25 protein-coding genes and 1 pseudogene are annotated in these 25,053 nt (G+C 70.3%); 10 read left to right on the top strand and 16 right to left on the bottom strand.

The features are described from left to right. Nucleotides 1-115: pseudogene (locus ADK41_RS43430) on the top strand (sugar phosphate isomerase/epimerase); the annotation flags it as partial. A gap of 46 nt (nucleotides 116-161) precedes the next feature. On the opposite strand, the gene ADK41_RS25445 reads toward ADK41_RS43430, so the two are convergent. From ADK41_RS25445 to ADK41_RS25395, 11 genes are all read right to left on the bottom strand, one after another. Next, on the bottom strand, nucleotides 162-860 hold the full coding sequence (locus ADK41_RS25445; protein ID WP_030818682.1) for a contact-dependent growth inhibition system immunity protein: 699 nt from the start codon (nucleotides 858-860) through the stop codon (nucleotides 162-164). 10 nt (nucleotides 861-870) lie between these two features. Then, a complete protein-coding gene (locus ADK41_RS25440) occupies nucleotides 871-1,170 on the bottom strand; it encodes an RNase A-like domain-containing protein (protein ID WP_030818680.1) in 300 nt (99 codons plus the stop codon). A gap of 12 nt (nucleotides 1,171-1,182) precedes the next feature. Continuing rightward, on the bottom strand, nucleotides 1,183-1,758 hold the full coding sequence (locus ADK41_RS25435) for a hypothetical protein (protein WP_030818678.1): 576 nt from the start codon (nucleotides 1,756-1,758) through the stop codon (nucleotides 1,183-1,185). 11 nt (nucleotides 1,759-1,769) lie between these two features. Continuing rightward, a complete protein-coding gene (locus ADK41_RS25430) occupies nucleotides 1,770-3,461 on the bottom strand; it encodes an RNase A-like domain-containing protein (protein ID WP_158717610.1) in 1,692 nt (563 codons plus the stop codon). Beyond that, a complete protein-coding gene (locus tag ADK41_RS25425) occupies nucleotides 3,461-3,775 on the bottom strand; it encodes a WXG100 family type VII secretion target (protein ID WP_106979348.1) in 315 nt (104 codons plus the stop codon). The genes ADK41_RS25430 and ADK41_RS25425 overlap by 1 nt, the downstream gene beginning before the upstream one ends. Nucleotides 3,776-3,832: 57 nt before the next feature. Beyond that, on the bottom strand, nucleotides 3,833-4,267 hold the full coding sequence (locus tag ADK41_RS25420; RefSeq protein ID WP_030818673.1) for a WXG100 family type VII secretion target: 435 nt from the start codon (nucleotides 4,265-4,267) through the stop codon (nucleotides 3,833-3,835). 289 nt (nucleotides 4,268-4,556) lie between these two features. Continuing rightward, nucleotides 4,557-4,946: a D-ribose pyranase gene (gene rbsD, locus ADK41_RS25415; protein ID WP_030818671.1), complete on the bottom strand. Its 390-nt coding sequence runs from the start codon at nucleotides 4,944-4,946 to the stop codon at nucleotides 4,557-4,559. Further along, complete coding sequence (locus ADK41_RS25410; RefSeq protein WP_030818669.1) at nucleotides 4,943-5,935, bottom strand: ribokinase; 993 nt, start codon at nucleotides 5,933-5,935, stop codon at nucleotides 4,943-4,945. Before ADK41_RS25410 ends, rbsD begins: the two co-directional genes overlap by 4 nt. Before the next feature lie 113 nt (nucleotides 5,936-6,048). After that, nucleotides 6,049-8,007, bottom strand: a complete 1,959-nt coding sequence (locus ADK41_RS25405) for an ABC transporter permease/substrate-binding protein (RefSeq protein WP_030818667.1) — start codon at nucleotides 8,005-8,007, stop codon at nucleotides 6,049-6,051. Next, nucleotides 7,997-9,523, bottom strand: a complete 1,527-nt coding sequence (locus ADK41_RS25400; RefSeq protein ID WP_030818665.1) for a sugar ABC transporter ATP-binding protein — start codon at nucleotides 9,521-9,523, stop codon at nucleotides 7,997-7,999. The genes ADK41_RS25405 and ADK41_RS25400 overlap by 11 nt, the downstream gene beginning before the upstream one ends. After that, entirely contained in the window at nucleotides 9,520-10,554 is a 1,035-nt protein-coding gene (locus ADK41_RS25395; protein ID WP_030818662.1) for a LacI family DNA-binding transcriptional regulator, read from the bottom strand. Before ADK41_RS25395 ends, ADK41_RS25400 begins: the two co-directional genes overlap by 4 nt. A 355-nt stretch (nucleotides 10,555-10,909) precedes the next feature. Here ADK41_RS25395 and ADK41_RS25390 point away from each other — a divergent pair, with 355 nt between their 5' ends. Both ADK41_RS25390 and ADK41_RS25385 read left to right on the top strand, forming a co-directional pair. Beyond that, complete coding sequence (locus ADK41_RS25390) at nucleotides 10,910-11,296, top strand: type II toxin-antitoxin system RelE/ParE family toxin (RefSeq protein WP_030818659.1); 387 nt, start codon at nucleotides 10,910-10,912, stop codon at nucleotides 11,294-11,296. Continuing rightward, a complete protein-coding gene (locus tag ADK41_RS25385) occupies nucleotides 11,293-11,631 on the top strand; it encodes an XRE family transcriptional regulator (protein WP_030818657.1) in 339 nt (112 codons plus the stop codon). Before ADK41_RS25390 ends, ADK41_RS25385 begins: the two co-directional genes overlap by 4 nt. 243 nt (nucleotides 11,632-11,874) lie before the next feature. Here ADK41_RS25385 and ADK41_RS25380 read toward each other — a convergent pair whose 3' ends face one another. Then, entirely contained in the window at nucleotides 11,875-12,186 is a 312-nt protein-coding gene (locus ADK41_RS25380) for a hypothetical protein (protein ID WP_030818655.1), read from the bottom strand. A 181-nt stretch (nucleotides 12,187-12,367) separates the two neighbouring features. Then, entirely contained in the window at nucleotides 12,368-12,772 is a 405-nt protein-coding gene (locus tag ADK41_RS25370; protein WP_030818652.1) for an ATP-binding protein, read from the bottom strand. A gap of 220 nt (nucleotides 12,773-12,992) precedes the next feature. Here ADK41_RS25370 and ADK41_RS25365 point away from each other — a divergent pair, with 220 nt between their 5' ends. The 5 genes from ADK41_RS25365 (at nucleotide 12,993) to ADK41_RS25345 (ending at nucleotide 18,566) form a co-directional block, all read left to right on the top strand. After that, entirely contained in the window at nucleotides 12,993-13,838 is an 846-nt protein-coding gene (locus ADK41_RS25365; protein ID WP_030818649.1) for a helix-turn-helix domain-containing protein, read from the top strand. 6 nt (nucleotides 13,839-13,844) lie between these two features. Continuing rightward, nucleotides 13,845-14,048, top strand: coding sequence for a DUF397 domain-containing protein (locus tag ADK41_RS25360; RefSeq protein WP_030818647.1), 204 nt, complete (start codon nucleotides 13,845-13,847; stop codon nucleotides 14,046-14,048). 136 nt (nucleotides 14,049-14,184) lie between these two features. Beyond that, a complete protein-coding gene (locus ADK41_RS25355) occupies nucleotides 14,185-14,691 on the top strand; it encodes a hypothetical protein (RefSeq protein WP_106979345.1) in 507 nt (168 codons plus the stop codon). A gap of 55 nt (nucleotides 14,692-14,746) precedes the next feature. Next, nucleotides 14,747-17,044, top strand: a complete 2,298-nt coding sequence (recD2, locus tag ADK41_RS25350; protein ID WP_030818643.1) for an SF1B family DNA helicase RecD2 — start codon at nucleotides 14,747-14,749, stop codon at nucleotides 17,042-17,044. Nucleotides 17,045-17,276: 232 nt separating this feature from the next. Then, complete coding sequence (locus ADK41_RS25345; RefSeq protein ID WP_030818642.1) at nucleotides 17,277-18,566, top strand: citrate synthase; 1,290 nt, start codon at nucleotides 17,277-17,279, stop codon at nucleotides 18,564-18,566. An 800-nt stretch (nucleotides 18,567-19,366) separates the two neighbouring features. On the opposite strand, the gene ADK41_RS25340 is transcribed toward ADK41_RS25345, so the two are convergent. Both ADK41_RS25340 and ADK41_RS25335 read right to left on the bottom strand, forming a co-directional pair. Further along, on the bottom strand, nucleotides 19,367-21,625 hold the full coding sequence (locus tag ADK41_RS25340; RefSeq protein ID WP_030818641.1) for a heavy metal translocating P-type ATPase: 2,259 nt from the start codon (nucleotides 21,623-21,625) through the stop codon (nucleotides 19,367-19,369). A gap of 131 nt (nucleotides 21,626-21,756) precedes the next feature. Continuing rightward, on the bottom strand, nucleotides 21,757-21,996 hold the full coding sequence (locus tag ADK41_RS25335; RefSeq protein WP_030818640.1) for a heavy-metal-associated domain-containing protein: 240 nt from the start codon (nucleotides 21,994-21,996) through the stop codon (nucleotides 21,757-21,759). A 194-nt stretch (nucleotides 21,997-22,190) separates the two neighbouring features. Between ADK41_RS25335 and ADK41_RS25330 the strand changes: the two genes are divergently transcribed. Further along, nucleotides 22,191-23,237, top strand: coding sequence for a zinc-dependent alcohol dehydrogenase family protein (locus ADK41_RS25330; protein WP_030818639.1), 1,047 nt, complete (start codon nucleotides 22,191-22,193; stop codon nucleotides 23,235-23,237). A gap of 30 nt (nucleotides 23,238-23,267) precedes the next feature. Here ADK41_RS25330 and ADK41_RS25325 read toward each other — a convergent pair whose 3' ends face one another. Then, nucleotides 23,268-23,468: a helix-turn-helix transcriptional regulator gene (locus ADK41_RS25325; protein ID WP_030818638.1), complete on the bottom strand. Its 201-nt coding sequence runs from the start codon at nucleotides 23,466-23,468 to the stop codon at nucleotides 23,268-23,270. Between the two features lie 435 nt (nucleotides 23,469-23,903). On the opposite strand from ADK41_RS25325, the gene iolC reads away from it, so the two are divergent. Continuing rightward, nucleotides 23,904-24,854 (top strand): 5-dehydro-2-deoxygluconokinase, encoded by a 951-nt coding sequence (iolC, locus tag ADK41_RS25320; protein ID WP_030818636.1) that lies wholly within the window; start codon nucleotides 23,904-23,906, stop codon nucleotides 24,852-24,854. Nucleotides 24,855-25,053: the final 199 nt, after the last annotated feature.

The raw sequence follows: 25,053 nt of genomic DNA, 5'->3' as shown, positions 1-25,053 counted from the left end.
GGAGGCGGCCGGCTACACCGGCCCCATCGAGGTCGAACTGTTCAACGACGCCCTCTGGACCCGCGACGGCCGCGAGGTCCTCGCGGAGACGGCGGCCCGCTTCGCGGAGCACGCTGCTTGGTCTGGTGAGGGACGCGCCCGGGTCTGGTGCGGACCCGCCATCAGGAAGCCTTGTCTCCCTGGGGGCCAGGCCCGTACTCGGTGCGTGGGACCCCGAGCCGCTCGGCCACCAGCGACAGCCACCCGTCGGTGCTGTACGGCGCCGGCGGATCGACCTCCATGCCCAGTTCTGTGACGGCCAGAGCGTAACCGGACTCGTCCAGGCCGAGGGCGAAAAGCTCGTGCAGCTCACCGACGAGGCGCGCCACGAGGTGCGGGTCGGTGGAGGATCGGTAGTCCTCGACGGCCTCGTCGTGGCTGGTGAACTCGTCCGGCATGTCCTGTGAGAACCAGCTGCTCAGGAACTGCCCGGTCTCCGGGAACCGGGCGTGCCACTCCCAGTGAGTCGTGGGCACCGACGGAGGCGGCACATCGCCTTCCTCGATGCTGCGTCTGACGTGGTCAGCAACGCATCGCAGCCACTGCTGGATCTCACCGCCGGACAGGCCGACATCGGGGACCGCGTGGAACTCTCCGAGTTTCAGCCGCAACCGGCCCGGCGGATGCTCCGCGTACTCACGAAGCTGTTGCTCGGCGATCGCCAGCGCCCAGGGTCGGGTGTGCCAGGTCTGACGAAGGTATGCCGTCAAGGCCTGTCCGGCCCGGCCCGCGGTGTCGTCGGCGGGATACCCGGTGTAAGCCCGGAGCACCTGCTCCAGTTCGCCGTAGCGCCGGTCGTGATCGATAGGGCTCAGAGGCATGGCGGGCCCTCTACAAATAGACGGGGAAAGTTGCGTGGACGATAAAACCGTGCGGGTGGCTTGTGTCTCGCTTGAGGATCACCCGGGCCGCGCGTACGTCGACGGGACCTCGCCCGGCAAACATCATCGCCTGCAACAGGACCCGCCCCACTGGTTCAGGGCGAGTGGGCCAGGATGCCTCGATGGTCAGGCGTGACCGCGTGGACTGGGCCAGCCAGCGGTGGATGACGTGCTCGTTGGCAGTCACGACCTGCTGGGTGGCCCACTGGGCGGTTTCGTGGTCGGGATAGGTGGCGGAACGGGTGCGCAAGGTCGGGTCCCTTCAGTCTTCCCAGAACGCCCAGAAGACGCCGATTTCCGTGTCGGACAGGGCGACGAGCCCACAATCGGTGGTGTAGACGGAAAGACAGTCCCACTCTGTGTCGGGGTTCAGGAGGTCGGCATCGGGGTTTCTGTGAGCCTCGACTGCGTTCGTGAAAAATCGGCTTCCGGCACCGAACCGTGACAAAATCGTTCGAGAGCTTCTGAAAAGCGTTGCCTTCCGTTGTTCGAAGTCGGGGATGTTGGCAGCCTGGTAAAGGTCACCTTTCAGTGCGATGAGGAGCCGACCGGCCGATTCCGCTCCGATTTCGTGTAGGGATTTCCCGGTCTCCTCGGGACTCCACGGAAAAAATGGCGAATTAGTGCCGCTGCGGTTCTCGTCGACTTCGGGCGCATAGTTGAGCGAGGCCCAGCGTCGTGGATCTTCGGCCTTGAGAGCCATGACCGTAGTCACATCGTGGAGCCAGTCGTCGTGGCATCTGGGGCCCACCTGGGCGAAGGTCCAACCGCCACCGAACAGATCGAGCACGGCTGCATTCCAGGAGTCGGCGTCGACAACAGGCTCTTGCTCGGGCATAGTGCTCCTGTTTATGAGTTGGGAAGAGTGTCGCTGGGCATCGCGGTAAGTACAACATACGGAGGATGGCCGCCGGGAACGGGCCGAAGAGTGACCAGTACCTTGTCGGAGTCGTGCGCCTGCGCATCTCCGCGCGCCCAGGAGCGGCCCACGGGCTGACTGAATTCGAGACCGATGTTCCTTGTCTGGTTGGGCTGTGTCGGATTTCTGCTCAACCATCTTTCGATCTTGTGCTGGTTGTCGGGATCATCAAGGACGGCCTGGGTGTAGCGCTGTGCCTCGTCCAGGTTGTTGAACGTGGACACAGCGATGGGCCTGGTCACCCCGTCCGGGTAAAGCCTTGCCTGGTCCCGGAGGCGCTGCTCCAGCTGCGCGTCCGTCTTGCCCACGTGCTTGTCGATGACGTGAGCGCCCGCCAAGCCCTCCTGATTGGCCAAGTCCACGGGGTACTTGTGCTTTGACTCGTCGTCTCCCGGGACGGTATAGAGAGGATCTCCCTTGAAATCCGTCAACGCACGCGCACCGAATGCTTCAGCCCGGGCTTCCTCCGCCTTGAAGGAGGGGGCGCTCTTGTGTGCCTCGTCCAGAGCGCTGATCAGGTCCTTGACGCGATGCGTCTGGCGATCGATTCGGTTGTTGTATTCCGTCACCGCGTTTTCCATCGCCTGTTCGTCAAGATTCAGAACTATCCCTGATGACAGGTCGGTGACCAATCCCTTGCCTAATTTCAGCAGTCCTCTGCCCAGATTCTTGACGTCCTTGAGGTCCACACCGTCGCTCAAGTTGATCTGGGGCAAGGTGTCAATGACTGCTTTGCGATAGATCCGGTGGAGGTCCTCGCGGACGTCTTCAGCAGCTTTCGCGAAGTGGTAGACAGCATCTACCATGACTTCGCAGGTGTCGAACAATACGGCAAAAACCGGATGGTTTGCTCCCGGGCTGCCGAAGCTGTCATTCCTCCAATGGTAACCGTGCTGCTCTTTTCCCCATGCCGAAGTGCCCCACAGTGTGCTGCAAAACGTACGCATGGCGCTGTACCACTCGCTGTCGGACTGCTGAGTGATGCTCTGGATCAGCGATGTCAACATTCCGTCGGCGGTCGACAGAGTAACCTGCGGCATCCGCCAGGCTTCTGAGACCGAGTTGACGCGGTGGTGATTCGGCAGCGGCAGGATTTCGGCCGCCTTGCCCCAGCGGCAGGCGTCTTCGAGGAGGGGGCGCAGCACGGTCAGGACCACGGCCTCCACACCCTCCAGGGCGCGCTGGACGAAGTCCTGGCCGTCGTCGACGTCCCCCCACTTGAAGTCCGTTACAGGACCGTATGAGGGAGGGGTGTCGATGACGACCGGAGGCGGCTGGTATTGCGGTTGGGCCGTGGGAGACGGATTGGTCGCGGCGTCGGCTGCCGCATAGTTGTTTCCGGTGACGGTGAAACCGACCGCGGCACCACCTACGCTGACCACGGACTTTGCCCACACTTCGAGAAAGCGTTCGCTGACGTTTTTGTAGGCACTGGTAAAGCTTTGGACGGCTGTCCCCCTGCCGCCACCGTCCGGGTATCGCGCCAGTTCGGTCAGGAACGCCTTCACGCCGCGGTGCAGCAGATCCTGCTGGTCGGCGATTCCCGTTGAGACGTTGTACAGAAGAGACGGCGTGACATCGACCGTGCCGCTCGGAGTCCCCCCGGCTGTTGGCGTAGTCATCAAGCGGCCCCCCAGCCGCGCAGCACGGCTTGGTGGGCGGCTGTGTAGTTGATGCGGCCGGTCGTCACTATCTCGTGCAGCCACTTCTGGGCCGCTTGGAGGTCCTGGGCCGAACGGTCCCATTCATCGAGTTTGTCGACGAAGACCTCCCGGGCTTGCCCCTCCCAGGACAGTACGACCGGAACGACGCGGTCGTGCAGGTCGTCCAGCTTCTCGTTCAGCTGCTTGAGGATGTCCTCCAGTTCCACGGCGATCTCGCTGAGTGTGGTGAAGGAGACGGATATGTGATCATCGGCAGGTTTTTCGGCTGGCATGTCTTCCCCCATACGTCAATGACTGCTCATGTGGATGGCGCCTTCGGGCCCAAGGCCTCAGAACGAGTCCAGGGCGCTGCGCGGAGGAGTGGCCGGAGCAGTGTTCGTACCGGCCTCCACGCGTGACGTGGACAGTCGGTCGACCTCACTGCCGACGTCGACCCGGATGCGCTGAAGCTGGGCGAGCACGTCCAGCTCGCGTTGGGTGAAGCCGTCTCTGCTCAGGCGCACCGCCTGCTCGAGGTGCCGTATCACCTCACGGATACGCACAGCGTCCTCGGCCGCTGCCCGGTGGAAGCCGCGATAGGCGGACCCGGCCGGACCACGCCAGCCGGCTTCTATGCGGTCCACCACCCCGTCCATCCGCCTGACTTGCTTGTCCAGGTGGTCCTGCATGTCGTCGAGGTCGTCTGCGAGCTTGGTCAGGTCGTCGTCAGAAACACGCAGGTCTGGCTTCGTGCCGTGACCCGTTGGTATGTCGGGCAACCCCATGGCGAATCTCCCGTCCTGCTCAACGGCATCGGGCAACTACCGACGCTCATCCGGCAGATGATCCTATGGAACGGCCGTGGGCACGGTTCGAGGCCCTGTGGAGACGGCCGGGAAAAATCTTCCGCGACCCGTGCAACCCTCCCCGCGCCTCGTGGGTCGTACTCGGAGTCAGGACTTCTGGGTGGGGACCCGGGGGGGGGCTTGAGGGGTTCTGACGGGGAGGGACGAAGGGGCCCGGTCGACGGACCGGGCCCCTTCGAAGTGCGTGCGCGCCCCGCGCCGGGCGTTCCTAGAAGAACACCCCGCAGCGCAGCAGCACGTTGGCGTACGGCCGTGCCTCGCCGGTGCGGACGACGAGCCGCGCGCCGGTGCTCAGCTCCTTGAGCCGTTCGTGCGGGACCAGGCCGAGGCCGGGGAAGCGGTCCGCCAGCAGCCCGGCCGCCGCCGGATTGGCGTCCCGCACCTCGGACGCGGCCGTGGCGCCCTCGACGACCAGCTCCCCGAGCAGCCCCTCCAGCACCTCCGCGAACGACGGCACCCCCGCGCGGAACGCCAGGTCCACCACGCGCGGCCCGTCGGGGATCGGCATCCCCACGTCGCACACCAGTACCCCGTCCCCGTGCCCGAGTTCGGCCAGGGCGCCGGAGAGGTGCCGGTTCAGGATTCCGTGCTTCTTCACCGGGCCCCGCCTTCCGCGTCCGCCCCGGACACGCTGCCCGACGTCCGGCCGGGGGTCCGGGGGTCGTCCCCCGGGCCGGCACAGCACAGCCCGTCGACCTCCTCCGCCGTGGGGAAGGACACCTGCGCGCCCTCCTTGGTGACCGTCGCCGCCCCCACCCGGGCCGCGTAAGCCGCCGCTTCGGCGAGCGGCTCGCCCGCGCCGAGGCGCCAGGCCAGCGCGGCGGTGAACGCGTCACCCGCCCCGGTGGTGTCCACGGCGCGCACCCGCACGGACGGGACGCGGGCGACACCGTCGGCACAGGCCACCAGCGCGCCCTCGCCGCCCAGCGTCACCACCACCGAACGCGGGCCCTTCGCCAGCAGCAGCCGCGCCCACTCCTCGGGCTCGTCGCCCGCCCCGGCGTCGTCGCCCAGGATCACCTTCGCCTCGTGCTCGTTGACGATCAGCGGGTCGCAGGCCGCCAGCACCTCCGCCGGAAGCGGCAGCGGCGGGGACGGGTTCAGCACGAACCGGCTGCCCGGCGTCAGGCTCCGCACCACCTCCACCACCGTCTCCAGCGGGATCTCCAGCTGTGCGGAGACCACCCGGGAGGCGTGGAACAGGCTCCCGGCCGCCCGCACGTCCGCCGGCGTCAGCCGGCCGTTGGCGCCGGGCGAGACGACGATGCTGTTGTCCCCCGAGGGGTCCACCGTGATCAGCGCGACCCCGGTGGGCGCCCCGCCCACCAGCACGCCCGCCGTGTCCACCCCGGCCGCCCGCTGCGAGTCCAGCAGCAGCCGTCCGTGCCCGTCGTCGCCGACCCGCGCCAGCAGGGCCGTACGGGCGCCGAGCCGGGCGGCCGCGACCGCCTGGTTCGCGCCCTTGCCGCCCGGATGGACGGCCAGGTCGGAGCCGAGGACCGTCTCCCCGGCGCCCGGCCGGCGTTCGACCCCGATCACCAGGTCGGCGTTGGCCGACCCGACGACCAGGAGGTCGTAGTCGTACATGAATCGCTCCCCGATCCGAGTGAATCCGAGTGAATCCGCGTGGATCCGCGTGGATCCGATGTGGGGGCGGGCGGTCGTCGTGACCGCCCGCCCGTGTGTCCCCGTGCCCGGCGTCAGCCCTCGAAGCCGGCCACGTTCTCCCGCGTGACCACCTTCACCGGCACCTTCACCGTGTGCTCCACCTTCTCGTCCTCGGCGGCCCGCAGCGCGTTCCGCACCGCGATCCTGCCGAGTTCCGACGGCTGCTGCGCGACGGACGCGTACAACGTGCCGGCCTCGACCGCCTTCAGCCCGTCCGGCGTGCCGTCGAAGCCGACGACCTGGACCGACTTCCCGGCCTTCGAACCGAGCGCCTTGATCGCGCCGAGCGCCATCTCGTCGTTCTCCGCGAAGACGCCGTCGACGTCCGGGTGCGCCTGGAGCAGGTTCGTCATCACGTCCAGGCCCTTGGTGCGGTCGAAGTCCGCGGGCTGCTTGGCGACGACCTTGATGCCCGGGTAGTCCTTCAGGCCCTCGGCGAAGCCCGCCCCGCGCTCGCGGCTGGCGGAGGTGCCGGCCTGGCCCTGCAGGATGACGATGGTGCCCTTGCCGCCGAGCTTCTCGGCGAGCGCCTTCGCGCCCAGCGCGCCGCCCTCGACGTTGTCGGAGGCGACCAGCGCGGCCGTGTCCGCCTTGTTCACACCGCGGTCCACGGCGACGACCGGGATGCCGGCCTTGTTGGCACCGCGCACCGAGGGACCGGCCGCGTCGGAGTCCACCGGGTTGACGACGACCGCGGAGAGCGAGCCGCTGGTGAAGTTCTGCAGCTGGTTGGCCTGCTGGGAGGCGTCGTTCTGCGCGTCCGTGACCGTCAGGTCCACGCCCAGCCTCTTCGCCTCCTCCTCGGCGCCGGCCCGGATCTGCACGAAGAACGGGTTGTTGAGCGTCGACAGCGACAGGCCTATCTTCTGCGTCTTCGCGGCCGACGACCCGTTGTGCAGCAGCGAGGTCGCGCCGACCACCGCGACGGCGACGACGGCGGCGATCACGTACGTGAGCGCCTGCCTGCCCCGGTTCCCGCCCCCGGACGCCCCGGCGGCCGGGGTGGTCGCGCCCGCCTTGCGGCGCAGCGTGTCGAACAGCACCGCCAGCGCGATGACCACACCGATGACGACCTGCTGCCAGAACGCGGACACGGACAGCAGGTTGAGCCCGTTGCGCAGCACCGCCAGGATCAGCGCGCCGATCAGCGTGCCCGACGCCTTGCCGGTGCCGCCCGCCAGCGAGGCGCCGCCGATGACGACGGCGGCGATGGCGTCCAGCTCGTAGCCCTGCGCGGCCTGCGGCTGCGCGGAGGACAGCCGGGAGGCGAGCACGATGCCCGCGGCGGCGGCGAACAGACCGGAGAACGCGTAGATGGCGAGCTTCTGCCGCTTCACCCGCAGGCCCGAAAGCCGCGCGGCCTCCTCGTTGCCGCCGATGGCGTACATGGAACGGCCGATGTACGTCCGTCCGAGCACGAAGGCGGTGAGCAGCCCCATGACGACCATCACGAGCACCGGCACCGGCAGCCAGCCGCCCAGCGTGTCGCCCAGGTGGGAGACGGAGTCCGGGAAGGGGATCGGCGAGCCCTGCGAGATCACGAGCGACAGACCGCGCCCCACCGACAGCATGGCCAGCGTCGCGATGAACGGCGGCAGCTTCCCGTACGAGATGAGGAAACCGTTCACCAGACCGCAGGCGATGCCCGTCGCGACGGCCAGCAGCACCGCCAGGGCGACCGGGATCCCGGCCTCGGTCGCGCTCCACGCCAGCACGGTGGCGGACAGCGCGGCGACCGAGCCGACCGACAGGTCGATGCCCGCCGAGACGATCACGAAGGTGACGCCGAAGGCGAGGATCGCGGTCACGGCGGCCTGGACGCCGACGTTGAGGAGGTTGTCGGCGGTCAGGAAGTCCCCGGACAGCGCCGACATGGCGATCACGAGGACGATCAGCGCGGTCAGCGCGCCGTTGTCGAGGAGCAGGCGGCGCAGGCCGGCCGTGGCGCCGCCCTGCGCGCCCGGCTTGCCCTTGAGCGTGTCAGTGGCCACGGGAGGCCTCCGTTCCGTTGCTGTGGGGAGTGGTGCTGACGGCGAGGGCCATCACGGCGTCCTGGGTGGCCTGGCCGGCGGTGAGTTCGCCGGCGACGCGCCCCTGCGCCATGACGACCACCCGGTCGCTCATGCCGAGCACCTCCGGCAGGTCGCTGGAGATCATGAGCACGGCGGCGCCGGCGGCCGTCAGTTCGTTGACGAGCTGGTAGATCTCGACCTTGGCGCCGACGTCGATGCCGCGCGTCGGCTCGTCGAGGATCAGCACCTTGGTGTTCGCCAGCAGCCACTTGCCGATGACGACCTTCTGCTGGTTGCCGCCGGAGAGCGTGCGCACGTGCTGCCCGAGTCCGGCCATCCGCACGCCGAGCTGCCCGGCGATCCGCTCGGCGGCCTCGTGCTGACCCTTGAGGTCGACGAGCCCGGCGCGGGAAGTGGAGCGCAGGGTGACCAGGCCGAGGTTCTCCTCGACGGAGGCGTCGAGCACCAGCCCCTGCCCCTTGCGGTCCTCGGGCACGAGCCCGATCCCGGCCGCCATGGCGGCGTTCACGTCGTGGCGGCGCAGCGGCGCCCCCGCGACGTGCACGGCCCCGGCGTCGTACGGGTCGGCCCCGAACACGGCCCGGACCACCTCGGTCCGCCCGGCCCCGACGAGCCCCGCGATGCCGACGACCTCACCGGCCCGCACCTCGAAGCTCACGTCGTGGAAGACGCCGTCGCGCGTCAGCCCTTCGACCTTGAGCAGCGCGTCACCGGCCTCGCCCCGCTCGCGCGGGTACTGCTGCTCGATCGACCGCCCGACCATGAGCCGTACCAGCTCGTCCTCGGGGGTCGAGGCGGGCACCTGGCCGACGCTGCGGCCGTCCCGGATGACGGTGACCCGGTCGCCGAGGGCGGCGATCTCCTCCAGGTGGTGCGTGATGAACACGATCCCGACGCCGTCCTCGCGCAGCCGCCGCACGATGGCGAACAGCTTCTCGACCTCCTCGGAGGTCAGCACGGCGGTCGGCTCGTCCATGATGAGCACCCGCGCGTCCAGGCTGAGCGCCTTGGCGATCTCGACCATCTGCAGCCGCGCGATGCCGAGTTCGCGCACCCGCGCACGGGGGGAGACGTCCACCCCGACCCGCTTCAGCAGCACCTCGGCGTCCGCGTCCATCCGCTTCCGGTCGATCATCCCGAGGCGGCGCGGCTGCCGCCCGAGGAAGATGTTCTCGGCGACCGTCAGATCGGGGACCAGGTTGAACTCCTGGTAGATGGTGGCGATCCCGAGCCGCTCGGAGTCCTGCGCACCGTGGACGCGCACCTCCTGGCCGCCGACTACGATCCGGCCGGCGTCGGGCGTGTAGGCGCCGGAGAGCATCTTGATCAGCGTGCTCTTGCCGGCGCCGTTCTCACCGAGGAGCACATGCACCTCGCCCCGGCGCAGGTCGAAGTCGACGCTGTCGAGCGCGACCACACCGGGGAAGGTCTTGCGGATGCCCTCGATGCGCAGCAACTCGTCCGGGTTGCTCACGACGTACTCCTTCGTACGGGGGAGGGGGACTGTGGGGGTGTCGGCTCACCGCACGAGCGGCGTACGACGAGCCGGGCGGGCAGGGTCACGGACGCGCCGGGGCGGCCCTCGACGCGGTCGACCAGCGCGCGTACGGCGGCCCGGCCCAGTTCGCGGGTGGGCTGGGCGACGGCGGTGACCGGCGGATCGGTGTGCACGAACCACGGGATGTCGTCGAACGCGGCCAGCGCGATGTCGTCGGGCACCCGCAGCCCGCGCGCGCGGACGGCGTCCAGCGCGCCGAGCGCCATCAGGTTGTCGGCGGCGAACACGACCTCGGGCGGCTCGGCCAGGTCGAGGAAGCCCTCGGTGACCCGGCGCCCGCTGTCTGCCTGGAAGTCGCCCTGGCCGATGTAGGCGTCGGGGAGGGCGAGCCCGTACGCGCCGAGCGCCTCCCGGAAGGCGTCCACGCGCTCGCGGCCGGTGGTGGTCGCGGCGGGCCCGGCGATGATCGCGAGCCTGCGGTGCCCGAGCCCGTACAGGTGCGCGACCAGGTCCCGTACGGCGCCGCGTCCGTCGGACCTGACGACGGGCACGTCCACACCGGGGATCCACCGGTCGACGAAGACCATGGGCGTGCCCGTGCGGGCGGCGTCCAGCATGCGCGGGGAGCCGCCGTCGGTGGGGGAGACGAGCAGGCCGTCGATGCGGCGGTCCAGCAGGGTGGTGACGTGGTGGTCCTGGAGGTCGGGCCGCTCGTCGGCGTTGCCGATGATCACGCTGTAGCCGAGCGCGCGGGCCTCCTCCTCGACGGAGCGGGCCAGCTCGGTGAAGTACGGGTTCATCACGTCGCTGATGACCAGCCCGAGGGTGCGGGTCTGATCGGTGCGCAGGGAGCGGGCGACGGCGTTCGGGCGGTAGCCCAGCGCCTCGACGGCGGCCAGCACGCGGGTGCGGGCGTCCGCGCTGACCGACGGATGGTCGTTCAGGACGCGTGACACCGTGGCGACGGACACCCCGGCCCGCGCGGCGACGTCCTTGATGCTCGCCATCGCCGTCCCACCTCCTCGTGGAATCGATTACACGGAGGATTGGAATCGATTACACGGGTGGCTGACAAGGGGGTGGCGAGTGGCCGAAACCGAATCGTGACCGGCGGGTGGCCCGGACCTCTTCAGGCGGCGCCACCCGCTGGTGTGCGGGGAGCGCCTCGCGCATGCCGGGCGCCGTCACCCGCGAAAGCCGCATCGAGGAGACGCCGAGGGAGCTTCTCCTGCTGTCGCCGTTCCCTGTCCACGCGGGCGGGCCACGCCATCGGCAGGTCTTGTCCGGGCCTGCCCGGCGTGTGCCCCGAGTGTCGGTCCCGGTCAGGTCGACCGCCACGGCGAGGTTAACCCTTGCATTAACATGGTGGCCGTGGCTCAATGGGAAGTGGTTCTCGTCGGGGAGGTCGCGGCATGGTTCGAGGCGCTGGCCGAAGAGGACTGGGACAGCTCCGAACAGGTAGAGGACGCCATCGACATGCTGGCGGCAGCGGGCCCGACGCTCGGCCGTCCGCTGGTGGATCGGATCAAGGGTGCTGAGAACCATCACCTGAAGGAGTTGAGGCCGGGATCATCCGGGAGCAGTGAGATCCGCATCCTCTTCGCCTTCGATCCGGTACGCCGGGCAGTTTTGCTGGTGGCCGGCGACAAAGCCGGAAACTGGCAGCGCTGGTACGACATCAACATTCCGCTTGCTGAAGAGCGGTACCAGGCACATCTGGCTGATCTTGAAACCAGGGAGTACGAATGAGCACCGTGGGCTGGGAGGAGACCAAGCGCAGGGCGCGCGAGCGGCGTGCGGCCTCGGGGCTGCCGGTGCGGTCGCCTCAGGAGAAGCAAGCGGCCATGGACCGATTGACCGCCGAAGTGCGTGCTCACAAGCTCGCGGAGGTCAGGCGTGAACAGGCGTTGACTCAGCGCCAAGTGGCCGCGTCGATGGGGGTCTCGGCACCTCGGGTCTCCGCCATCGAGCACGGTGAGCTGGATCGCGCGGAGGTCGCGACTCTCCGGGCCTACGTGGAAGCGCTCGGCGGCCGCTTGCGCGTAGTCGCGGACTTCGGGGACGCGGAGTACACCGTCGCCTGAGGCACGCGCCAAAGCCCTCGTCAGTCGGCAAGGCCCGGGTCGCTCTTGAGTTCTCGTGGTCGTCGCAACACCCCAGTTGAGGGGATGCGAGGGACTTCGAGGGTCGGTCCGGGCACTGACCTGAATGAACGGATGAACTTCGCCCTTGTCGGGCTTGGCGCCGTTCACCGCTGTTCCCCGCTCGATCCGGTGCGGTTGTGGTGCGGCCCCGTGACCGGACAGGACATGAGCCGTCCGGGACCGTCACCCGGCGGCCGGGTGTTCCTTGTCGTACCGCCGGCGCCACAGCGTGCACCACCGGTGGTCGTCCGCGAAGCTCTCGTGACCGATCCGCCCGATGGCCTCGGCGGTGCGCGGGTCGTCGCGCAGGGCGAGACCGTAGGCGGCCTCCGGACGGGTGAGGTGGTCGTCCTCGTCCAGCAGCGCGAGCAGGGTCTCGGCGGCGTCGGGCGTAAGGGCCCGGCAGGAGGCCAGGACGGTGTGCTCCTCGTCCGGCCGGCCGGAAGCCCGGGCCGACCAGTTCGTCGACCGGGTGGCAGGACACGGAAGGCCCACTCCAGGGCAGTCAGGATGGTGCCGTGCCCGTCCGGTACGACGAGACCGCCGAGCGAGACCTTGTGGACCTGGTGGTACGCGTCCGCGTCGTCCGGAACGCCGCCGCGAGCCGCCGGTCGACTTCGTTTCCGCTCACGAGGGTCGAGCACCCGTTGGAAGTCACGTGCGGGCAAGCCATGCGTCAGGCCGCCGACAGCTCGCACCACACGTACTTGCCCTGACTGCCCTGCCGGGACAGCGGCTGCCACCCCCACACGTCGGCACAGGCCCGCACCAGCGCCAGCCCCCGCCCGTCCTCTGCCTCGTCTTCGAACTGCCTTGGCGGCTCCGGAGGTTGAGGGTCCGCGTCCCACGCCCCGATCCGCAACGTCCCCGGCGGCGACCAGTGCACGCGCAGGCCGGCGGGGCCCTTGGTGTGCCGTACGGCGTTGGAGACCAGCTCGGTGGCGAGGAGTTCGGCGACGTCGACGAGGCGGATCAGCCCGTGCATGGTCAGGATCAGGCGGAGGGTACGGCGGCTGACGGTGACGGCGCGGAGGTCGTTGGGGATGTACAGGGAGTACTCCCACGGTTCGTTTTCGGGCATGCGGGACTCCGTTTCGGGTGCGGGAGTTGGAGGCGGCCCAGGTGTCATTGCCGCAGCCGTCACGGCAGGACGGAGCGGTGCGCTTCCGGCGGGCCGGTGTCGCACGGTGTGCGTCGCGTCACTGAAGGTAGGGCTAACATGTCATACGCAGCAAGCCGATCGCCTAATCTGCCCCCGAACGGGTCGCACTGGTGGGCTCGTTGAACCGAAGGAGCCCTGCATGGTCTTGAGGCGCGAGTGCACCGCACGTCAGTTGCGTCTGGCGGTCGAATTGCGCAGGTTGCGAGACGCGGCGGGGCTTTCCGCCATCGAGGCGGCGGCGCTGCTCGGAGTGAACCGCGTTCAGATCAGCCACATCGAGTCCGGACTCGCAGGTGTGAGCGAGGAGCGCCTGCGCCGCCTCGCGGCACACTACTCGTGTACGGACGAGGCGTTCATCGACGCCCTCGTCGTCATGGCGACGGACCGGGCCCGTGGCTGGTGGGAGGAGTATCGGGGCCTACTGCCCACGTCGTTCCTGGACCTCGCCGAGTTGGAGCACCACTCCACTTACCGGTGTGACGTGGAGTTCTTGTTCATCCCCGGCTTGTTGCAGACGGAAGACTACGCCCGGGCCGCCTTCTCTTCCCGGGTGCCCGAACTTCCCCATGCGGAGTTGGATCTGCGAGTCAGTCATCGGATGCAGCGGAAGGTGATTTTCGAAGCCTCGGTTCCGTACGAGGCCGTCATCCACGAAGCGGCACTTCGTATCAAGGTAGGGGATCGAGCCACCGCACGGGCCCAGCTCACTCGCCTCCTGGAACTCTCAGAGGCCGATCACGTCACCGTGCGCGTCATCCCCTTCGATCTGGACGGCTTCGGTGGTACATGGAGCCCCATGATGCTGGCGGGCGGGGGCGTGCCCAAGCTGGACACGGCCGTCCGCGACGCACCGCATGGCACCGGCTTCATCGATTCCGAGGCCCAACTCGGAGTTTTTCGAACGGTTTTCCGTAGAGTTGAGGACGCGTCGCTCGACTCCAACCAGTCGCGTGACCTCATCCAGAGATTGGCCAAGGAACTGTGAGGCTCCGTGTCCACCCCTGACAACTGGCACAAGTCGTCCTACTCCGGTGGCGGCGACGGAAACAACTGCGTGGAGATCGCGACCTCGTCCACCCACGCAGCCGTCCGCGACTCCAAGGCCCCCGCCCGGGCTACCCTCACCTTCCCAACCGCCGCCTTCACGCGCTTCCTTGAAGGGCTGAAGGAACCGGACCGGCGGGAACCGGCGTGATGTCACTCGGCTGACATCCCTGCCGGACACGATCCGGTGGAACCGGGCCGTGCCGCTCCGGAGCGGCACGGACAGCCGCCCCGCCCGGCGGGTCCCCCGCCGCGCTTTCGCCCTGGAGCCCGCTTTGTCCTTACGGATGACCACCCGCCCCATGCTCCTGCTCCTGGCGACCGTGCTCGCGGCCGGAACGCTCACCGGCTGCGGCGCGCTGCGGGAGCTCACCAGGGACTGCGGGGGGACCGGCGGCCGGGTGAAGGAGATGGCCGCGCTCGGCATCCTCGGCTCCCGGCCCGCCGGGGCCACCGTCGCCCGGGGCTTCGAGGAGGTCGACGCCGGTTGCTGGGCGGACAGCGGCGACGTCTCGGTCTACGCCGGCCGGACCTACGCCTTCCCCGGCACGGAGGCCCAGGTCGCCGCCCACTACCGGACGGCGGCGATACGGGACGGATGGGATCCGGAGCCCGAAGCCCCGTCCGACGACCTGTGCTTCGTCAAGGAGGACATGACCCTGCGGATCGTCTTCCTCACCGCCGAGGGCCTCGCGGAGGACGGCCACGGAAACCGTCCCGACCTCACCACCGGGGCCGGCTACTCGGTCAACGCCGACTCGTTCATGAACAGCGGCGTCGAGGCGGGCTGCTAGAGCCGGGCCGGCCGGACGGGGCACCCCTGTCACACCTCACGGGTACCGTCGGACCATGCCCAACCAGTCCGCCCCGTCCGCAGCCGCCGCCGCCGGTGAACGCCGGCTCGCCACCCTCGAAGGCGTCCTGGAGCGGATCACGTACGCCAACGAGGAGAACGGCTACACCGTCGCCCGCGTCGACACCGGCCGCGGCGCCGGTGATCTGCTCACCGTCGTCGGCGCGCTGCTCGGCGCGCAGGTGGGGGAGTCCCTGCGGATGGAGGGGCGCTGGGGGTCGCACCCGCAGTACGGGAAGCAGTTCCACGTCGAGAACTACACGACCGTGCTGCCCGCCACCGTCCAGGGCATCCGCCGCTACCTCGGCTCCGGCCTGGTCAAGGGCATCGGCCCGGTCTTCGCCGACCGCATCACACAGCACTTCGGCGTCGACACCCTCACCGTCATCGAGGAGGAGCCCAAGCGCCTCATCGAGGTCCCTGGGCTCGGGCCCAAGCGGACCAAGAAGATCGCCGACGCCTGGGAGGAGCAGAAGGCGATCAAGGAGGTCATGCTCTTCCTCCAGACCGTCGAGGTCTCCACCTCCATCGCCGTGCGCATCTACAAGAAGTACGGCGACGCCTCCATCTCCGTCGTGAAGAACCAGCCGTACCGCCTCGCCGCCGACGTCTGGGGCATCGGTTTCCTCACCGCCGACAAGATCGCCCAGTCCGTCGGCATCCCGCACGACAGCCCGGACCGGGTGAAGGCCGGCCTGCAGTACGCCCTGTCGCAGGCCACCGACCAGGGGCACTGCTATCTCCCCGAGGAGAAGCTGATCGCCGACGCGGTGAAGCTGCTCCAGGTGGACACCGGCCTCGTCATCGAGTGCCTGGCCGAGCTCGCCGCCGAGCCGGAGAACCCCGACGACGACCCCGGCGTCGTACGCGAGAAGGTCCCCGACCCGCAGGGCGGCGACCCCGTCACCGCCGTCTACCTGGTCCCCTTCCACCGTGCCGAACTGGCCCTCTCCGCCCAGGTGCAGCGACTCCTGCGCACCGACGAGGACCGGATGCCGGCCTTCCGGGACGTGGCCTGGGACAAGGCGCTCGGCTGGCTGAAGGGCCGTACCGGCACCGACCTCGCCCCCGAGCAGGAGGCCGCCGTCAAGCTGGCGCTGAGCGAGAAGGTCGCCGTACTGACCGGCGGCCCCGGCTGCGGCAAGTCCTTCACCGTCCGGTCGATCGTGGAGCTGGCCCGCGCCAAGAAGGCCAAGGTCGTCCTCGCCGCCCCGACCGGCCGCGCCGCCAAGCGGCTCGCCGAGCTGACCGGGGCCGAGGCCTCCACGGTCCACCGCCTGCTGGAGCTCAAGCCCGGCGGCGACGCGGCCTACGACCGGGACCGCCCGCTCGACGCCGACCTGGTGGTGGTCGACGAGGCGTCCATGCTGGACCTCCTGCTCGCGAACAAGCTGGTCAAGGCAGTACCTCCGGGCGCCCACCTGCTCTTCGTCGGGGATGTCGACCAGCTCCCCAGCGTCGGCGCGGGCGAGGTGCTCCGGGACCTCCTCGCCGACGGCAGTCCCGTCCCCGCCGTCCGGCTCACCCGGGTCTTCCGGCAGGCCCAGCAGTCGGGCGTGGTGACCAACGCGCACCGGATCAACGCGGGGCAGCACCCCGTCACCGACGGCATGAAGGACTTCTTCCTCTTCGTCGAGGACGACACCGAGGAGGCCGGCCGGCTCACCGTCGACGTCGCGGCCCGGCGCATCCCGGCGAAGTTCGGCCTCGACCCCCGCCGGGACGTGCAGGTCCTCGCCCCCATGCACCGGGGGCCGGCCGGCGCGGGCACGCTCAACGGGCTGCTCCAGCAGGCCATCACCCCCGGCCGCCCCGACCTCGCCGAGAAGCGGTTCGGCGGCCGGGTCTTCCGCGTCGGCGACAAGGTCACCCAGATCCGCAACAATTACGAGAAGGGGGAGAACGGTGTCTTCAACGGCACCGTGGGCGTGGTCACCGCCCTCGACCCGGTCGACCAGCGCCTGACGGTGCTGACCGACGAGGACGAGGAGGTGCCGTACGAGTTCGACGAGCTGGACGAGCTGGCGCACGCCTACGCCGTGACCATCCACCGTTCCCAGGGCAGCGAGTACCCGGCGGTCGTCATCCCGGTGACCACGGGCGCCTGGATGATGCTCCAGCGCAACCTGCTGTACACGGCGGTCACCCGGGCCAAGCGGCTGGTCGTCCTCGTCGGCTCCCGCAAGGCGATCGGACAGGCGGTGCGCACGGTCTCGGCGGGCCGCCGGTGCACGGCGCTGGACTTCCGCCTCGCCGGCTCCCGCCTCGCCGGTCCCCGCCTCTCGGAGGCGTGACGCACCGCTGTGAGCGGTCCGTCACCAAAAAATGATCGATCAAATGAGTCACAAAGGTCACAGAGGCCTTCCGGATCGCGAACACAAGGGGCAGGATGGGCAAGTTGGCGGCACTGAGTGCCGTCGATAGGCCCGATGGTCGACCCCGAGTGCACTCTCCTGAGCCGAGTGGGGGATGGTAGAGACAGTCAGGGCACCTCGAAGATGAGGCACAACGTCGGTGAGGGAAGACGTGAGCGACAACTCTGTAGTACTGCGGTACGACGGCAGCGAGTACACCTACCCGGTGATCGACAGCACCGTCGGCGACAAGGGCTTCGACATCGGAAAGCTCCGCGCCCAAACCGGTCTGGTGACACTGGACAGTGGCTACGGCAACACCGCCGCCTATAAATCCGGGATCACCTACCTGGACGGCGAGGCCGGCATCCTCCGGTACCGCGGCTACCCGATCGAGCAGCTGGCCGAGCGCTCCACCTTCCTGGAGGTCGCCTACCTGCTGATCAACGGCGAGCTGCCGACCGTCGACGAGCTCTCCACGTTCAAGGGCGAGATCACGCAGCACACCCTGCTGCACGAGGACGTCAAGAACTTCTACAAGGGCTTCCCGCGCGACGCCCACCCGATGGCCATGCTGTCGTCGGTGGTCTCCGCGCTGTCGACGTTCTACCAGGACAGTCACAACCCGTTCGACGAGCAGCAGCGCAACCTCTCCACCATCCGTCTGCTCGCCAAGCTCCCGACGATCGCGGCGTACGCCTACAAGAAGTCGGTCGGCCACCCGTTCGTCTACCCGCGCAACGACCTCGGCTACGTCGAGAACTTCCTGCGCATGACGTTCTCGGTCCCCGCGCAGGACTACGAGCTCGACCCGGTCGTCGTGGCCGCCCTGGACAAGCTGCTCATCCTGCACGCGGACCACGAGCAGAACTGCTCGACCTCCACCGTGCGTCTGGTCGGCTCCTCGCAGGCGAACATGTTCGCCTCGATCTCCGCGGGCATCTCCGCCCTGTGGGGTCCGCTGCACGGTGGCGCCAACCAGTCGGTGCTGGAGATGCTCGAGGGCATCCAGGCCGAGGGCGGCGACGTCGACTCCTTCATCCGCAAGGTGAAGAACAAGGAGGACGGCGTCCGCCTGATGGGCTTCGGCCACCGGGTCTACAAGAACTTCGACCCGCGCGCCAAGATCATCAAGGCCGCCGCGCACGATGTGCTGTCCGCCCTCGGCAAGTCCGACGAGCTGCTGGACATCGCGCTGAAGCTGGAGGAGCACGCGCTCTCCGACGACTACTTCGTCTCGCGCAGTCTCTACCCGAACGTCGACTTCTACACCGGTCTGATCTACCGGGCCATGGGCTTCCCGACCGAGATGTTCACGGTCCTGTTCGCCCTCGGCCGCCTTCCGGGCTGGATCGCCCAGTGGCACGAGATGATCAAGGAGCCGGGCTCCCGCATCGGCCGCCCGCGCCAGATCTACACGGGCGTCGTCGAGCGGGACTTCGTCCCGGTCGAGGAGCGCTGACACCTGCCGGTGGGGCGTTTGGTGTGCGCCCCCACCGGCCGGTGGGGGGCGCTGAGCGCCCAGTGGCTCGTTGCTGAAGGGGTGTGGGCGGCTGCCGGCCGGTCTGTGGCCGGTCGCGCCCACGCGGCGGAGCCGCATATCGATACGGTCCCGCGCCCCTTCAGGCATGCTGCCCAGCCGCAAGCCGCAAGCCGCAAGCCGCAAGCCGCAAGCCGCAAGCCGCAAGCCGCAAGCCGCAAGCCGCAAGCCGCACGGAAGCCCGCGCCCCTTCAGGCGTGTCGCACAACCGCAAGGAAGAAGGCGCCCTGGCCGCCGGTCCCCCCACGGGCCGACGAGCCAGGGCGCCTTCCCATGTCCCGGTGCGGATTCCCCCCACGGGATCCGGCCGGGCGTCTGTGAGGACAGCGCCTGAATCGCTGTGCGAGCACGGGCGGACCTGAATCCGCCGCACTCGTCGGTGTGCGGTCTGCCGGGACAGCGCACATGCGGGAGGGCCGCTCAAAGCTCCCCGCTGGGCACGTGCCCCGGCAACGCAATCTCTGGGAAGGTCCCCCAAGACATCCCCAGATGCCAGGAGGCGCCCCCCAAGACGCTGCCTGACATCGCCAACTTAGACCTTCGAACCCCTTCGATGGTTACGTTCAGATCACTGTGATCTGCGTCTCTTGCATATCCTTCGAAGGTACGCAGGAGTCCGCAAACCGCTCACGGGACCCAAGCGTAAGGAAGATGCGCGAGCCGTGTGAAGAGCTTATGTGAGGGGCGTACCGGGCGACAGGGGTACACCCCAACTCGAGACCTCAATGAAACGCCCGCAGGCGCAGACTGTTCGTCACCACGAAGACCGAGGAGAACGCCATCGCCGCGCCGGCGATCATCGGGTTCAGCAGCCCGGCCGCGGCCAGCGGCAGCGCGGCCACGTTGTAGCCGAAGGCCCACACCAGGTTGCCCTTGATCGTGCCGAGCGTCCTGCGGGACAGCCGTATCGCGTCCGCGGCCACCCGCAGGTCGCCGCGGACCAGGGTCAGGTCGCCCGCCTCGATCGCCGCGTCCGTGCCGGTGCCCAGGGCGAGACCCAGATCGGCGACGGCCAGCGCGGCCGCGTCGTTGACGCCGTCGCCGACCATGGCGACGCTGCGCCCCTCGTCCTGCAGCCGTCGTACGACGTCGGCCTTGTCCTCGGGCAGCACCTCGGCGATCACCCGGTCGATGCCCACGGTCCGCGCCACGGCCTCGGCGACGGTCCGGTTGTCACCGGTCAGCAGCACCGGCGTGAGCCCCAGGGCGCGCAGCTCGCGCACCGCCTCGGCGCTGGTCTCCTTCACGGCGTCGGCGACCGCCAGGACACCGCGTGCGGCACCGTCCCAGCCGACCACGACGGCCGTGCGCCCGTCCCGCTCGGCCCCGTCCCCGGCCCGCGCCAGCTCCGGCGGCAGCTCCCCGAAGAGCTCGGAGAGCCGCCCCACGGCGACCTCGTGGCCCTCCACGCGCCCGCGCACGCCCCGGCCGGGCACGTTCTCGAAGTGCTCCGCACGAGGGAGCGCACCGGCCCGTTCCTCCGCGCCCGCGGCGATCGCCCGCGCGACGGGGTGCTCGGAGGCGTGCTCCAGGGCGCCCGCGAGCCGCAGCAGCAGCCGCTCGTCCGTGCCCTCGGCGACGTGCACCTCCTGAAGGGTCATCCGTCCGGTGGTGACGGTGCCCGTCTTGTCCAGGACGACGGTGTCGACGCGGCGGGTGGACTCCAGGACCTCGGGGCCCTTGATGAGGATGCCGAGCTGGGCGCCGCGCCCGGTGCCGACCATCAGGGCGGTCGGCGTGGCGAGCCCGAGGGCGCACGGGCAGGCGATGATCAGGACGGCCACGGCGGCGGTGAACGCGGCGACCGTGTCACCGGTGGAGCCGAGCCACAGCCCGAAGGTGCCGGCCGCGATCAGCAGCACCACGGGCACGAAGATCCCGGAGATCCGGTCGGCGAGGCGCTGCACCCGCGCCTTGCCGTTCTGCGCCTCCTCCACCAGCTTCGCCATCCGCGCGAGCTGTGTGTCGGCGCCGATCCGGGTCGCCTCGACGACGAGCCGTCCGCCCGCGTTGACCGTGGCGCCGGTGACGCCGTCGCCGACGGTGACGTCCACCGGGACGGACTCGCCGGTCAGCATGGACGCGTCCACGGCGGAGAAGCCCTCGATCACCGTGCCGTCGGTGGCGATCTTCTCCCCGGGCCGTACGACGAACCGGTCGCCCACGGCCAGCCGCTCCGCCGGGACCCGCACCTCGCGTCCCTCGCGCAGCACGGTCACGTCCTTGGCGCCCAGCTCCATCAGCGCCCGCAGGGCCGCTCCCGCGCGGCGCTTGGAGCGGGCCTCCAGATAGCGGCCGAGCAGGATGAACACGGTGACGCCGGCGGCGACCTCCAGGTAGATCGTGGAGGCGCCGTCGGCGCGGGCCACGGTGAGCTCGAAGGGGTGCCGCATGCCGGGCATGCCCGCGTCGCCGAGGAACAGCGCCCACAGGGACCAGCCGAACGCGGCGAGCGTGCCGACGGAGACCAGCGTGTCCATGGTGGCCGCGCCGTGCCGCAGGTTGGTCCAGGCGGCCCGGTGGAAGGGGGCGGCGCCCCAGACCACGACGGGCGCGGCGAGGGTGAGCGAGAGCCACTGCCAGTTGTCGAACTGCAGGGGCGGGACCATCGCCAGGAGGACGACGGGGAGGGCGAGGAGCGCGGAGACGGTGAGGCGCCGGCGCAGGGCGGCCGTCTCGGGGTCGGCCTCCGCGGCGGGCGTCCCGTCGTCCTCGTCGCGCGGGGGCGCGGGCTCCTCGGCGGTGTAGCCGGTCCGCACCACCGTGCCGATCAGGTCGGCGACCTCGGTGCCCGGCGGGTAGGTGATCCGGGCCTTCTCCGTCGCGTAGTTCACCGTGGCGGTGACGCCGTCCATGCGGTTGAGCTTCTTCTCGACGCGGGCCGCGCAGGAGGCGCAGGTCATCCCGCCGATGAGCAGCTCGACCTCCGAGAGGGCCGGCGGCCCGGTGGTCGACGCCTCGGGGGCGGTGGTGCTGGTCATGTCCGTGCTCCAGGGACGTCCGGGGCTCCAGCGGAGTCAGGGGCTCCGGGGGGTGGTGGCGTACCGGGCCGCGGGGAGCGGGTGGCCGCTGCGGCCCGGTACGCGCCGTGCGGAAGCGGGGTGCTCCCGGGTCAGGCCCGGCCGGCCAGTTCGAAGCCGGCCTCGTCGACGGCGGCGCGGACGGCCTCCTCGTCGAGCGGGGCCGCGGAGACGACGGTCACCTCGCCGGAGGAGGCGACCGCCCGCACCGAGCTGACACCGGGGAGCCGGGAGATCTCGCCGGAGACTGCGCCCTCGCAGTGCCCGCAGCTCATTCCGCTCACCCGGTAGACGGTGGTGACGGAGCCCTGGGTGTCGGTCTGGGAGGTCATGTCGTTGCTCCTCGTCGAGGTGTCAGGGGGTCGGTATGGCCGTGGCCACGACTCCACGTTATACCCCTAGGGGGTATGAATCCAAGTCTGGCGGGCGGGGTGGCGCGAGACGGGCCGGGGACGTCCGCGACAAGGCGGGAGCCGGGGGATAACGTTCCGCCGGAGGCGACGATCACCGGAAGGCGGGACCGGACATGCGGGCAGTGGTGTTCGAGCGGTACGGGGAACCGGCCGAGGTGCGGGAGGTCGCGGACCCGGAGCCCGCGGAGCACGGCGTCGTGGTCCGCGTCGAGGCCACCGGCCTGTGCCGCAGCGACTGGCACGGCTGGCAGGGCCACGATCCGGACATCACCCTGCCGCACGTCCCCGGTCACGAACTCGCCGGGACCGTCGAAGCCGTCGGCGCGCGCGTCACCCGGTGGCGCGCCGGGGACCGGGTCACCGTCCCCTTCGTCTGCGCCTGCGGTTCCTGCCCCGCCTGCGCGGCCGGCGACCAGCAGGTGTGCGAGCGCCAGACCCAGCCGGGATTCACCCACTGGGGCTCCTTCGCCCAGTACGTGGCGCTGGACCACGCGGACGTCAACCTCGTCGCCGTCCCCGACGGGATGTCCTTCGCGACGGCCGCCTCGCTCGGCTGCCGTTTCGCCACGGCCTACCGGGCGGTGGTGCAGCGGGGCCGGGTGGCGGCGGGGGAGTGGGTGGCCGTGCACGGCTGCGGCGGGGTGGGGCTGTCGGCGGTGATGATCGCGGCGGCGGCCGGCGCGCGCGTCGTCGCCGTGGACGTGTCGCCGGGCGCCCTCGACCTGGCGCGGAGATTCGGCGCCGCGGAATGCGTGGACGCGGCGGCCGTGACGGACACGGCCGAGGCGGTCCGCGACCTCACCGGCGGCGGCGCCCACCTCTCTCTGGACGCCCTCGGCGCACCCGTCACCTGCGCCGCCTCGGTGGGCGGCCTGCGCCGCCGGGGCCGCCACGTCCAGGTCGGCCTGCTGCCCTCGCCGACGGGCGCCACGCCCGTTCCCATGGCCCGCGCCATCGCCCTCGAACTGGAACTCCTCGGCAGCCACGGCATGGCCGCGCACACCTATCCCCCGATGCTGGAACTGGTCCGCGCCGGCGTGCTCCGCCCCGATCTGCTGGTGACCTCCACCCTCGCCCTGGACGCCGCCCCGCCCGCCCTCGCGGCCCTGGGCGGGGCGGCGGCGGGGGCGGGCGTGACGGTCATCGAGCCCTGGAGCTGAGCGGGGTCCCGCCCGAAGGGGCGACGGAGGTCAGCCTCCCCTGCGGCCCCGGTTGCCCGGGCGGGAGGCGACCCACGCCCGGACGGTGTCGGCGTACCAGTAGGGCTTGCCCGCCTCCACGTGGTCGGGCGGGGGCAGCAGGCCGTGTTTGCGATAGGAGCGGACGGTGTCCGGCTGCACCTTGATGTGGGCCGCGATGTCCTTGTAGGACCACAGCGATCGGTCGGTCATGGTGGCACCTCCCCGTGCGCACCGCGGCGACGGCCGGGGGCGGCCGTCAGGGGGAGCCGGGTGCGCGCTGGTGATCGGGCATGCGTTGTGCCCGGTCAACGAGGCCCGGCGGCCGCAGGGCAGGGGTTGTGCGCCGGGTGTGACGGAAGGCCCGCGCACGTGTGACGCCCGTGACGGCACGGGAGTGTTTGTGACAGGAACGCCACACAGGCGCACGCCGGTCCGTCGGCGGGGCGCGTTGACTTCCTCCGTGACGGCGGGTCCGGGCGTCCGTGACGGCGGGTCCGGGCGTCCGTGACGGCGGGTCCGGGCGGGAGGCCGGAAAAGTCTCGTCCGAATGTCCGGACAAAACATTGACAGGGCTTCGTGCCCGGGGCTAGAACCAGGGAGAGCCGTGAAGCCGTAGATGCCTTCCAGCCGTACGAAGGGGACGCGATGGCGTACGACGTGATCACCATGGGGCGGATCGGGGTGGACCTCTACCCGCTCCAGACGGGCGTACCGCTGTCGCAGGTCACGTCCTTCGGCAAGTTCCTCGGTGGCTCGGCGACCAACGTCGCGGTCGCCGCCGCCCGCCTCGGCCGCCGCACCGCGGTGATCACCCGCACCGGCGACGACCCCTTCGGCGCCTACCTCCACGAGGCGCTGCGCGACTTCGGCGTCGACGACCGCTGGGTCACGTCCGTCCCCGGCCTGCCCACCCCGGTCACCTTCTGCGAGGTCTTCCCGCCGGACGACTTCCCGCTGTACTTCTACCGCCGGCCCAAGGCCCCCGACCTGGAGATCGACGCCCACGCACTCGACCTGGACGCGATCCGCGGGGCGCGCGTCTTCTGGGTCACCGGCACCGGGCTGAGCGAGGAACCCAGCCGCACCGCCACCCTCGCCGCCCTCGCCCACCGCTCCGGGTCCCACGCCACCGTGTTCGACCTCGACTGGCGCCCGATGTTCTGGGCCGACCCCGACGCCGCCCGCCCCTTCTACCGCGAGGCCCTGCGCCACACCACGGTCGCCGTCGGCAACCTGGACGAGGTGGAGGTCGCCACCGGGGAGCGCGAACCGCACGCCGCCGCCCGCGCCCTGCTCGCCGCCGGGGTCGAGCTCGCGGTGGTCAAGCAGGGCCCGAAGGGCGTGCTGGCGATGGACGGGGACGGCCGGGTGGCCGAGGTCCCGCCGCTGCCGGTGAACGTCCTCAACGGCCTCGGCGCCGGCGACGCCTTCGGCGGCGCGCTCTGCCATGGCCTGCTGGCCGGCTGGGACCTGGAGAAGACCGTGCGGCACGCCAACGCCGCCGGCGCCATCGTCGCCTCCCGCCTGGAGTGCTCCTCCGCGATGCCCACCCCCGACGAGATCGACGCGGCGCTCGCCGCCGGCGCCGTCACATGACCGAGCCGCACGTCCCCCGGGGCGCCGTCACCGGCGCCCCACCGATCGCCTCCGGCGCGGGAGGCCGCCCCGCTTTGGCAGGAGCGAGGTGCGGGCGACGACTCCCCGCCCGCCGCGGCCCCGCGCCGGAGGTTTCGCCGCAGTGTCATGTGTCCACTCGCGGACCCGAACGGCCGACACTGTGTCGGGCCCGTCCGGC

It is taken from the genome of Streptomyces caelestis, from assembly GCF_001279005.1.
Classification (GTDB): Bacteria; Actinomycetota; Actinomycetes; order Streptomycetales; family Streptomycetaceae; genus Streptomyces; species Streptomyces heliomycini.
This window is presented reverse-complemented; position numbering and strand designations above follow the sequence as displayed.

Excerpts from the sequence above, each read along its gene's own strand:
- ADK41_RS25435 (WP_030818678.1), bottom strand. The coding sequence starts at position 1,758 with ATGCCCGAGCAAGAGCCTGTTGTCGACGCCGACTCCTGGAATGCAGCC.
- ADK41_RS25335 (WP_030818640.1), bottom strand. The coding sequence starts at position 21,996 with ATGACCTCCCAGACCGACACCCAGGGCTCCGTCACCACCGTCTACCGG.
- ADK41_RS25355 (WP_106979345.1), top strand. The coding sequence starts at position 14,185 with ATGACCACCCGCCCCATGCTCCTGCTCCTGGCGACCGTGCTCGCGGCC.
- ADK41_RS25445 (WP_030818682.1), bottom strand. The coding sequence starts at position 860 with ATGCCTCTGAGCCCTATCGATCACGACCGGCGCTACGGCGAACTGGAG.
- ADK41_RS25365 (WP_030818649.1), top strand. The coding sequence starts at position 12,993 with ATGGTCTTGAGGCGCGAGTGCACCGCACGTCAGTTGCGTCTGGCGGTC.
- ADK41_RS25385 (WP_030818657.1), top strand. The coding sequence starts at position 11,293 with ATGAGCACCGTGGGCTGGGAGGAGACCAAGCGCAGGGCGCGCGAGCGG.
- ADK41_RS25425 (WP_106979348.1), bottom strand. The coding sequence starts at position 3,775 with ATGCCAGCCGAAAAACCTGCCGATGATCACATATCCGTCTCCTTCACC.
- ADK41_RS25420 (WP_030818673.1), bottom strand. The coding sequence starts at position 4,267 with ATGGGGTTGCCCGACATACCAACGGGTCACGGCACGAAGCCAGACCTG.
- ADK41_RS25370 (WP_030818652.1), bottom strand. The coding sequence starts at position 12,772 with ATGCCCGAAAACGAACCGTGGGAGTACTCCCTGTACATCCCCAACGAC.
- ADK41_RS25325 (WP_030818638.1), bottom strand. The coding sequence starts at position 23,468 with ATGACCGACCGATCGCTGTGGTCCTACAAGGACATCGCGGCCCACATC.
- recD2 (WP_030818643.1), top strand. The coding sequence starts at position 14,747 with ATGCCCAACCAGTCCGCCCCGTCCGCAGCCGCCGCCGCCGGTGAACGC.
- ADK41_RS25395 (WP_030818662.1), bottom strand. The coding sequence starts at position 10,554 with ATGGCGAGCATCAAGGACGTCGCCGCGCGGGCCGGGGTGTCCGTCGCC.
- ADK41_RS25390 (WP_030818659.1), top strand. The coding sequence starts at position 10,910 with ATGGTGGCCGTGGCTCAATGGGAAGTGGTTCTCGTCGGGGAGGTCGCG.
- ADK41_RS25410 (WP_030818669.1), bottom strand. The coding sequence starts at position 5,935 with ATGTACGACTACGACCTCCTGGTCGTCGGGTCGGCCAACGCCGACCTG.
- ADK41_RS25340 (WP_030818641.1), bottom strand. The coding sequence starts at position 21,625 with ATGACCAGCACCACCGCCCCCGAGGCGTCGACCACCGGGCCGCCGGCC.
- iolC (WP_030818636.1), top strand. The coding sequence starts at position 23,904 with ATGGCGTACGACGTGATCACCATGGGGCGGATCGGGGTGGACCTCTAC.
- ADK41_RS25430 (WP_158717610.1), bottom strand. The coding sequence starts at position 3,461 with ATGACTACGCCAACAGCCGGGGGGACTCCGAGCGGCACGGTCGATGTC.
- ADK41_RS25330 (WP_030818639.1), top strand. The coding sequence starts at position 22,191 with ATGCGGGCAGTGGTGTTCGAGCGGTACGGGGAACCGGCCGAGGTGCGG.